This window comes from Micropruina sp. (assembly GCF_027492755.1).
Classification (GTDB): Bacteria; Actinomycetota; Actinomycetes; order Propionibacteriales; family Propionibacteriaceae; genus Micropruina.
Window position 1 is genome coordinate 1 of sequence record NZ_JAPUED010000142.1, and the last position, 9838, is coordinate 9838.

Genomic DNA, 9838 nt, shown 5'->3' on the forward strand with positions numbered 1-9838 from the left:
GCCTTCCAGCTGCTCGCCGACACGGCGTCCGGGCGGTTCATCGGCTCGATCGCGGCCGCCGGCGGCTTGTCGTCGGTGCTGTGGGCGGGGCCGGAGCAGATCTCCGCCGCGATGCGACGCGGCGACGTGCCGATCCAGGGCACCGGGTCACGCAAGGCGCCGATCAGCCTGCAGCTCGGCTTCACCACCGACGACCTCGGCTACCTGATCGACGTCGGGCTGCCGGTTCCGGAGCACCCGCCGTCGATCTTCGGACGCGATCCGATCATCAAACGCGAGATCATCTGGGCCGGCCCGATCCTGCGGCCGGCCGCGACCCTGCTGGAGCGGACGGCGCGCGGCGTCCGGGTCGCCGAAGATGCCGGACGCGCCTCGAACCGCGCCTCCGGCCACATCGAGGTCGGCCTGCCGCCGTGGGCGAGCGTGCTGGACGAACTGGTCGACCCGATCCACCGGCCGGAGGCGACGGCCGTCCGCGACGTGGTGCGCGGGTGGCGGTTCTACGACAGCTTCCGGGTCGATCCGGACGCCCCGGCGCGGCTGCCGCAGGTGGGCACCCGCACCGAGGTGCTCGCCGCCGACGGCCACGATCTGGCGCCCACGGTCGCCACCATTGTGGAATCGGCCTGGGAAGGACCGTTCCGCGAGGCGATCGCCGACGCCTTCGCCGGCACCCGGGTCGCCGTCGCCGATCAGGCCGGGCGGTTCGAGCTCGAACTCCACCAACCCGGTCTGCTGCGGCCGCTGACCGGGCGGGAGCTCTCCGACGGCACGCTGCGCTACCTGCTGCTGGCCGCCGCGCTGTTCAGCCCACGCCCGCCCGGCCTGATGGTGCTCAACGAGCCCGAAACGTCGCTGCACCCCGACGTGCTGCCGGCGCTCAGCCGGCTGATGGTGCGGGCCGCCGAACGCACCCAGCTGGTGGTGGTCAGCCATTCCCGGCCGTTGGTCGAGGCGTTGGCCGAGGCGGGCGCGTTGCACCACGAACTGGTGAAGCCGTACGGCGAAACCGAGGTCGACGGCCAGGGACTGCTGAGCCGTCCGACGTGGCATTGGGGTCGTCGATGAGCGGCGCGATAGCCTCGCCCGGTGAGCGAGTACCCCGCGGTTTCCTACGTGATGCCGGTGCTGAACGAACAGCGGCACCTGGCCGACGCGGTGGCCGCCGTGTTGGCGCAGGAGTACCCGGCCGAGGCCGAATTGGTGCTGGCGCTGGGAGCCTCCACCGACAACACCACGGCGATCGCCCACGAGCTGGCCGCCGGCGACGACCGGATCATCCTGGTCGACAACCCCCGCAACGACATTCCGGTCGGGCTCAATCTGGCGATCCGGGCCAGCAGGCACCCGATCGTGGTGCGGGTGGACGCGCACGCCGAACTACCGGCCGGCTACACCCGCACGATGGTCGATCTGCTCAACGAGCACGGTGCGGTCAACGTCGGTGGCGTGATGCACGCCAAGGGACACACGCCGTTCCAGTCCGCCGTGGCCCGGGCCTACAACTCGCCGTGGGGGTTGGGTGGCGGGCAGTACCACGGGGCGAAGAAGGCGGGGCCGTCCGACAGCGCCTACCTCGGGGTGTTCCGCCGTGAGGTGCTCGATCAGGTCGGCGGCTACGACGAGTCGCTGCGCCGGGCCGAGGACTGGGAGCTCAACTCGCGCATCCTCGCCGCCGGGCACCTGATCTGGTACACCCCGGACGTCGCCGTCACCTACTGGCCGCGGGCCACCCCGGCGAGCCTGCGCCGGCAGATGTTCGCCACCGGGGCCTGGCGCGGCCATCTGGTCCGCGAGCAGCGGTTCCGCACACCGCTGAAGTACCTCGCCCCGCCCGTGGTGGTGCTGGCGCTCGCGGCGTCCGGACTGGTGGCGGTGGCCCAGTTGACCGGTGCGCTGCGCGACCGGCCGGCGGCGGTGGCCGGCGCCGTGTATGCCGCGCCGCTGGCCTACGCCGGCGGGTTGGCCGCGGTGGCGAAGAAGTCGCTGGGGGCCGAGTCGCGCTCGGAATGGCTGCTGAACATCGCGGTGCTGGGCATCATGCACCTGTCCTGGGGGGCAGGCTTCCTGCGCGGGCTGTTCAGCGGCGCGCACGCCACTGTCGACAAGTCCCGGGTCAAGCGCGCAGGGTGAGTTCGGCGAGGTGCTTCGCCACCCGCTTCGCGCTGCGGCCGTCGGTGTGCCGGTGGGCCAGGGCAGCCAGCGCCGCACTGCGCCCGGCGGCGCGTTCCCGCGCGGCCGCGTCGGCGTCCAGATTCTCCAGGGCGTCGAGGACGCCGTCCCAGTCCTGCCGCCAGCGTCCGCCGGTCACCGTCGCATAGTCGAGGTACAGCCCGCGGGTAGACGCGTAGTGCTCCAGATCGGGGGCCAGGAAGATGATCGGGTTGCCGGTCACCGAGTAGTCGAACGCCATCGACGAGTAGTCGGTGATCAGGGTGTCGATGCCCCACAGCAGCGGCATCGACTCGGGCAGCACCGTCGGCGGAATCAGCCGGACGTGGCGCGAGGTGTGCCCGTACGATCCGACCCCGAGCGGATGCGGCCGGATCAGCAGCACGCTGTCGGTGGCGGTGCAGTAGGCGTCGATTCGGCGCCATTGCCGATCGGTCGGGACGCCCGGGTCGGGTTCGCCGTCGCGCCAGGTCGGCGCGTACAGCAGCGCGCGGCGTCCGACCAGACCGGGAACGCCGCGCTCAAGCAGTTCGCGTGCGGCGGCGCGCCGGCCGGCCACACTGCCCCGGAACAGCACATCGGTGCGCGGTTCGCCGAGCACCCGGACGCGCTCGCGGGGCAGGTCGAAGGCGCTGCACATGAACGGTACGAAGGTCTCGGAGGCCACCGGTAGCAGGCTGATCCGACGGGTGCCGCGCCGGTAGGCCTCACGGATCAGCCGGCGGGCGGGCGGGAACCGGTTGAGCGGGCCGAGGGAGAGCGCCGCCGGCGAGTCAGCGTGCAGCTTCTTCATCGGGGAGCCGTGCCACAACTGCGCGATGGTCGCGCCGCGCAGGGCGTACCGGTTGACGTCGCCGAAGCCGTGCGTCACCGCCACCACCCCCGCGGAAGCCGTCAGTTCGAAACCTTCGGAGGAGTCCTTGGCGGCCCAGTCCAGGCCCAGCGAGCGGGCCCGCCGGGCCTCGTCGGCGTTGCCGACCAGCCAGGCCAGCCGCACCGACGGCTCCAGTCTGCGGGCCGCGCGCAGCAGCGCCAAGGCGCCGTCGGAGAGGCCGAATGCGCTGCCGAACACCCACAGCCGGGGATCCCGGGTGGCGAACCGCGTCCTCAGATTGCCGGTGAGGTAGCGGGGCAGTGATGCCAGTTTTGCGGCATTCCCCCGGGCGAAGGTGAATCGGGCGGCGGGGGAGGGGGGCACCCTCGACACCCTAGCTGCTGCTTGCTCGTCGGCCGTGATGGGTGGTCGGAAGAGTTGACCTATTCCGCGCTCGCCTAGCGCCGATTGCAAAGCAGCCAACACCGAATGCCCAAAGTACGAACCACGTCGGTTCTAGGAGCCATGTCCAAGCATCGGGCATTGGTGCACAATCCTCGCACGGGACACGTATGACCGGGCCAGCTGCCGAGATGATGATGGCTGGAACAGCGGCCTCCGTCAGGAATAGCGTGAGTCTTGCTGCGACCCCAATCCAAACGATTGCGATCACGACATGAATGGCCCGAGGTCGTTGATCGGGGCCAACTCGCTCGCGTCTATTTGGAGCGGGGAGTGCAGCAAGGTCCTCGGATGTCAGGCCTGGCTGCATGGCGGTACCCCTCCCTATTGAAGCTGATAGCTGACCGATGCGACTTGTGCTCCCGAGCCGCAGTATGCGGCAGACCAGTTCTCAGGAAGCACCCACGGGCCGTCGTAGTAGAGGCCGTTTGTGCACTGGACAATCGTTCGGAATCGGGTCTTGAGGGCTCCCGGATCCTTCCAGCAGTACAGCTTGGCGCCGGTGCTGCCTATCAGAACTGGGTCGTTGCAGCGCCACTTGGCGACAGGGTTCGTTACATCGCCAACTGCTGGCTGAGCGCTGATGAGTGTGGCAACGAACAGCGTGGCGGCCGCGACAATGGCTAGGGCTCGACGCGGGAGGTTCCGGTAGGGGGGGTGTGACCACTAACATCTGTGCACCCTAGTGGCTGCATCGGAAGCGCAGCAATAGGCCGACTTGACTCAGTTGGAAGTCCGGGATGTGGTTCGCGAGCTTGGCAAGGGTGCAGCCCAGGTCACGCCGGAGGTCCCCGATGGGCTGCGCTCGACGAGCCCGCCGCCGGTTCGGCCGATACTTGAACCGGACGAGGGCACGGCCTACCCGGTGGCGTGGTCGATTGCGTCTGCCGATCCCCTCATCGGCACCGCGCCGTCCGGCCCCGACGAGTTCGACCGACGACGGTCAACGCCTGCTCGGCGACCGTGTCGGAGGCACCCGATAGGCTGGCTCCCCCATAGTGAAGGGATCCGATGAATCCGATCGTCAGCAATATTCTGCTGATCCTCCTTTTCATCATCATCGGCGGCGTGTTCGCCGCCGCTGAGATGGCGCTGGTGTCGCTGCGCGAGAGCCAGGTCAAGCAACTCTCCGCGCGCGGCCAGCGAGGCCGTACCGTCGCCGCGCTGGCGGCCAACCCGAACCGGTTCCTGTCCGCGGTGCAGATCGGTGTCACCTTGTCGGGGTTCCTGTCGGCAGCCTTCGGCGGCGCCACCCTGGAGGAGCCGACGTCCCGGGTGCTGATCGGCTGGGGCGTCCATGAGAACGTCGCGGGGCCGCTCTCCCTGGTGATGATCACGGCGATCATCTCCTACTTCTCGATCGTGATCGGCGAACTCACCGCCAAACGGCTGGCGATGCAGAGCGCTGAGACGTTCGCGATGGCACTGGCGCCGCTGGTCAACGCGATCGCCACGGTGGCCCGTCCGGTGATCTGGTTCCTGGGCGTCTCGACCAATGCCCTGGTCCGGGTACTGGGCGGCGACCCGAAGGCGGGCCGTGAAGAGGTCACCGACGAAGAGTTGCGTGCGATGGTGACCTCGTCGTCCACGCTCGGTGATGAGGAGCGCCAGATCGTCGACGAGGTGTTCGCGGCCGGCCAGGTCAGCCTGCGCGAGGCGATGGTGCCCCGCACCGAAGTCGACTTCCTCTCCGGTGACCTGCCTGCCTACAAGGCGATTCGCTCCTTCCAGGAGCAGGCGCACAGCCGCTACCCGGTGATCGGTGAGGACGTCGACGATGTGCTGGGCTTCGTCCACGTCCGCGATCTGTTTGATCTCGACCCGTCGGCCCGGAACGCCCCGGTGAGCCAGTTGGTCCGGCCGGTGGAATCGCTGCCGCACACCATGAAGATCCTTCGGGCACTGACCGAGATGCGCGCCGCGAACGCCCACCTGGTGATCGTCCGTGACGAGTACGGCGGCACCGCCGGCATCGTCACCATGGAGGACCTGGTCGAGGAGCTGGTCGGCGACATCTCCGACGAGTTCGACGGGCCGACGGACGCGTCCAACGCTCCGGGCGGGGCCGAGGTCGACGGCCTGGAGACGCTGGAGGAGTTCGGTGAAGACCACGGTTACGTGCTGCCCGAGGGCCCCTATGACACGGTCGCGGGCTTCGTGATGGCGCATCTGGGCCGGCTGCCCGAGGTGGGTGACGTGATCGAGGTGGAACTCGACCCGGTCGAGGCGACCGAGGAGGGGGCGGAGCGGTTCGAGTTCACCGTCGCGGAACTCGACGGACGCCGCGCCTCGAGATTGCGGCTGCGTCGGCTCGGCACCACCCAGGTGGCTGAGTAACCTACCTCGCGGGTGGGCGGAGAGGAGGCATGCGGTGACCGAGGAGGATCCGGACGGTTCCCGGCTGCTGACCTCGCTCGAGGTCGGCGAACTGCTGACCGCGGCCGTCGCGCATGCCGGCGGCACCTTGCTGAACTGGGCCCTGGATCATGTGGACGCGCATCCGCAGCAGTCGACGACCGCGACCTATTCGGCGTCCGTGCGCTGGCCCTACGGGGAGCGCGACGAACTGCTCGGGGTGAGTGCTCGGGCCGGCGGCCCGGCGCAGTCGGACAGCCGGGCCGAGATCTTCGCCGACGGCGATCGCGAAGTGGCGGTGTGGATCTACCCGAACGACCCCGACCTGCCGGGCCTGGCCCGCGCCGCCTACACCGAGCGGATGGCCGAGATCCTCACCGAGTACGACGTGCTGGGCCGGCCGGTGGTTGATTCCGAGGTGCGGCTGCGGATGATCGGCTACCGCCCGCGGCGACGGGCGGTGCTGCGGATCGACGTGGCCACGCCGTCCGATCCCGAACCGACGACGCTGTACTGCAAGGTGTTGCGTGAGCGGGTGTTCGGTGACGTCGTCCGGCGGCATGAACTGCTGTTGGCGGCCGGCGTGCCGGCGCCCGAGGTGGCCGCGACCACTCCCGACTCCCTGATGTTGCTGCGCAACCTGCCCGGACGGCCGCTGGCGGCGGCGGTGTTCGATGCCAGCGACCCGTGCACCGCCGAACAGATCATTCACCTGCTGGACGCCATGCCGATGAGCGTCACCCAACTGGAACGTCGGCCGCCCTGGTCGGACGCCGTCGAGCACTACGCCCGCATGGTCGGCGCCGCGCTGCCGCAGGCGAGTGACAAGCTCGCCTGGCTGACCCAGCAGATCAGCACCGGGCTGAGCCAGATCCCGCTGGGCAACGAGCCCACCCACGGTGACTTCCACGAGGGCCAGGTCCACGTCGCCGACGGCCGGATCGTCGGCGTCCTGGACGTCGACACCGTGGGCCCCGGACGCCGCGCCGACGACCTGGCCTGCCTGATCGCGCACCTGTCGACGATCCAGCGGATGAGCCCCAGCCAGGAGGCCCGGGTGCATCGGTTGATCCGGACCTGGGTGCCGGTGTTCGACACCCGGGTCGACCCCACCGAGCTGCGGCTGCGGGCGGCGGCGGTGATCATTTCGCTGGCCACCGGCCCGTTCCGTGGTCAGGAGCCGGACTGGGAGTGGGAGACGCTGCGGATGATCGCCTCCGCCGAGGCCCTGGTGCGCCAGGTGAGCTGACGCAGCGTGAGGCATCGGGTGCAGCCGCCCCCGGCCATCCCTCCCGGGCGCAGCGAGTCTCGACAAGCTCGGCCAACGGTCGATGATCCGCTCGGTGGTGATCGCTATGTCCCGCATCACGAGACCCTGAGGTTCGCCAGCCGGTCCTTTCCGGCGGACGAGAGACACCGTCCGAAACGAATACTACGCTCCGTAGTATGACCGAATCCCCGCTGACCCTGGCCGGTGATTTCGACGCACCGAGCCGCCAGGACTGGGAGACCGAGGTCCTCCGGGTGCTCAATCGACGCCGGCCCGAGGGCAAGGAACTCTCCATCGAGCAGGCGATGAAGCGGCTCACCACGACGACCGTGGACGGCCTCGCCATCGACCCGCTCTATACCCGCGACGACCGTGATCTCGGGCACCCCGGGGTGACCCCGTTCACCCGTGGCGCTTCGCTGCGTACCGGTGCGATCCATGCGTGGGACATCACCCAACTGCATGAGGATCCGGACGCCGCGTTCAGCAACGCCGCCGTGCTGGCGGACCTGACCCGGGGCGCCACCTCGCTGTGGCTGCGGGTCGATCCGGACGCGATCGCAGCCGCCGATGTTGCCGGCGTACTGGCCGGGGTCTTTCCCGAACTCGCCCGGCTGCGGGTCAGCAGCCGCACCGACCAGGACGCCGCGGCCAGGGCGCTCGCCGCGTTCTGGCGGGCCAGTGGCAAGGCCGACCAGGTCGGTGGCAACCTCGGCTTGGACGCCCTCGGGCACGCCGCCCTGACCGGTGAGCCGCCCGAGTTCGGACCGCAACGGGAATGGGTCGGCACCACGCTCACCGAGTTCGGCAAGGCACGAGCGATCGCGGTCGACTCGCTCGTCTACGACGACGCGGGAGCCGGCGACGTCGACGTCCTGGCCTTCGCCATCGCCAGCGGCGTCGAGTACCTGCGCGACCTGGAAGCCACCGGCATCGCCCCTGCGGAAGCCTTCAGAACCATCGCGTTCCGGGTGCCCGCCAACGCCGACCAATTCATGACCATCGCCCGGCTGCGCGCGCTGCGCCGGCTGTGGGCCCGGGTGGGAGAGGTGAGCGGCGTCCCCGCGGGGGCGCGGGGCGCCGTTCAGCTCGCGGTGACCTCCTGGCGGATGATCACCCGCGACGACCCGTGGGTGAACCTGCTGCGCGGCACCATCGCCACCTTCGCGGCGGCGGCCGGGGGTGCCGAGTCGATCACGGTGCTGCCGCACGACACGGCCTGGGGATTGCCCACCGATTTCTCCCGCCGGATGGCGCGCAACATCCAGTTGCTGGCCGCCGAGGAATCCAACCTGGGCCGGGTCGCCGATCCGGCCGGCGGATCCTGGTACGTCGAGAGCCTCACCGATCAGCTGGCCGGACGCGCCTGGGCGCGGTTCGGCGAGATCGAGGCCGCCGGCGGCATGACGGCCGCCCTGGCGGACGGCCGGGTTGCCGAGTGGATCGACGCCACCGTCGCGGCCCGCGGCGTCCGGCTGGCCAATCGGCGGCAGCCGATCACCGGGGTGTCGATGTTCCCCGCCGTCAACGAAACCCCGTTGGACGTCCGGCCGCGGCCGGAGAGTCCGGTGTTCGGCGGGTTGGCGCCACGTCGGGACAGTGAGGTGTTCGAGGGGCTGCGTGACCGGGTGGCCGCGGCCGATCCTCAGCCGCAGGTGTTCCTGGCCTGCCTGGGCGCCCGCCGTGACTTCGGTCCCCGCGAGCAGTTCACCGCCAACGTGTTGCAGGTGGCCGGCATCGGGCACCCGTCCAGTGAGGGTGGGACGGCGTCCGAGATCGTCGCGCAGGTGCGGGCCACCGGCGCCCGCATCGTGATCCTGTGCTCGTCGGCGAAGGTGTACGCGGCGCAGGCGATCGAGGTGGCCTCGGCCCTCAAGGACGCCGGGGTGGCCACCGTGCTGATCGCCGGACGCCGCACCGAAACCGGCGCCGACAATGCCGCCGAGGTCATCGACGGCGAGATCTTCGACGGCATGGACGTCGCCGGCTTCCTGGCCGGCACCCTGGACGAGTTGGGAGTGGACCGGTGAGCATTCCGCGTTTCGACACGATCGAGCTGGGCGAGGCCCGGCCGCCGTTGGATTCCGCGCAGCAGTGGGAGGAACTGATCGATCAGGTGCCCTCGTACAGCAAGGGCTGGCAGACCCCCGAGCACATTCTGGTGCCCCCGGTCTACGACTCGGCGGCGTACGACGGTCTGGATTTCCTGAACACCTACCCGGGCATTCCGCCGTTCCTGCGCGGACCGTACGCCACCATGTACGTGAATCAGCCGTGGACGATCCGCCAGTACGCCGGATTCTCCACCGCGCAGGAGTCCAACGCGTTCTACCGGCGCAACCTGGCCGCCGGCCAGAAGGGCCTGTCGATCGCCTTCGACCTGGCCACGCACCGCGGCTACGACTCCGACCACCCGCGGGTGACCGGTGACGTCGGCATGGCCGGCGTCGCGGTCGATTCGATCCTCGACATGCGGCAGTTGTTCGCCGGCATTCCGCTCGACCAGATGAGCGTGTCGATGACGATGAACGGCGCGGTGCTGCCGGTGCTGGCGCTCTACGTGGTGGCTGCCGAGGAGCAGGGGGTGCAGCCGGCGCAGCTGGCCGGGACCATTCAGAACGACATTCTCAAGGAGTTCATGGTCCGCAACACCTACATCTATCCGCCCGCGCCGTCGATGCGGATCATCTCCGACATCTTCGCCTACACCAGCGCGAATATGCCGAAGTTCAACTCGATCTCGATCTCCGGCTACCACATGCAGG

General features: G+C 69.7%; 7 protein-coding genes. 6 read left to right on the forward strand and 1 reads right to left on the reverse strand.

Translation table 11 applies throughout. The annotated features are described in order from the left end of the window. The coding region (locus tag Q0066_RS10220; RefSeq protein ID WP_298132568.1) for an AAA family ATPase at positions 1-1068 on the forward strand (1068 nt) is incomplete at its 5' end. A 21-nt stretch (positions 1069-1089) separates the two neighbouring features. After that, a complete protein-coding gene (locus Q0066_RS10225; RefSeq protein ID WP_298132570.1) occupies positions 1090-2133 on the forward strand; it encodes a glycosyltransferase family 2 protein in 1044 nt (347 codons plus the stop codon). Here Q0066_RS10225 and Q0066_RS10230 read toward each other — a convergent pair. Beyond that, positions 2117-3370: a CDP-glycerol glycerophosphotransferase family protein gene (locus Q0066_RS10230; RefSeq protein ID WP_298132572.1), complete on the reverse strand. Its 1254-nt coding sequence runs from the start codon at positions 3368-3370 to the stop codon at positions 2117-2119. The two genes, Q0066_RS10225 and Q0066_RS10230, sit on opposite strands and share 17 nt — an antisense overlap. A 1089-nt stretch (positions 3371-4459) precedes the next feature. On the opposite strand from Q0066_RS10230, the gene Q0066_RS10235 reads away from it, so the two are divergent. From Q0066_RS10235 to Q0066_RS10250, 4 genes are all read left to right on the forward strand, one after another. Beyond that, positions 4460-5785, forward strand: coding sequence for a hemolysin family protein (locus Q0066_RS10235; RefSeq protein WP_298132574.1), 1326 nt, complete (start codon positions 4460-4462; stop codon positions 5783-5785). Positions 5786-5819: 34 nt separating this feature from the next. Next, positions 5820-7052 (forward strand): phosphotransferase, encoded by a 1233-nt coding sequence (locus Q0066_RS10240; RefSeq protein WP_298132576.1) that lies wholly within the window; start codon positions 5820-5822, stop codon positions 7050-7052. Between the two features lie 197 nt (positions 7053-7249). Then, positions 7250-9103, forward strand: a complete 1854-nt coding sequence (gene mutA / locus Q0066_RS10245) for a methylmalonyl-CoA mutase small subunit (protein ID WP_298132577.1) — start codon at positions 7250-7252, stop codon at positions 9101-9103. Next, the coding region (locus Q0066_RS10250; RefSeq protein WP_298132579.1) for a methylmalonyl-CoA mutase family protein at positions 9100-9838 on the forward strand (739 nt) is incomplete at its 3' end. The genes mutA and Q0066_RS10250, both read left to right, overlap by 4 nt.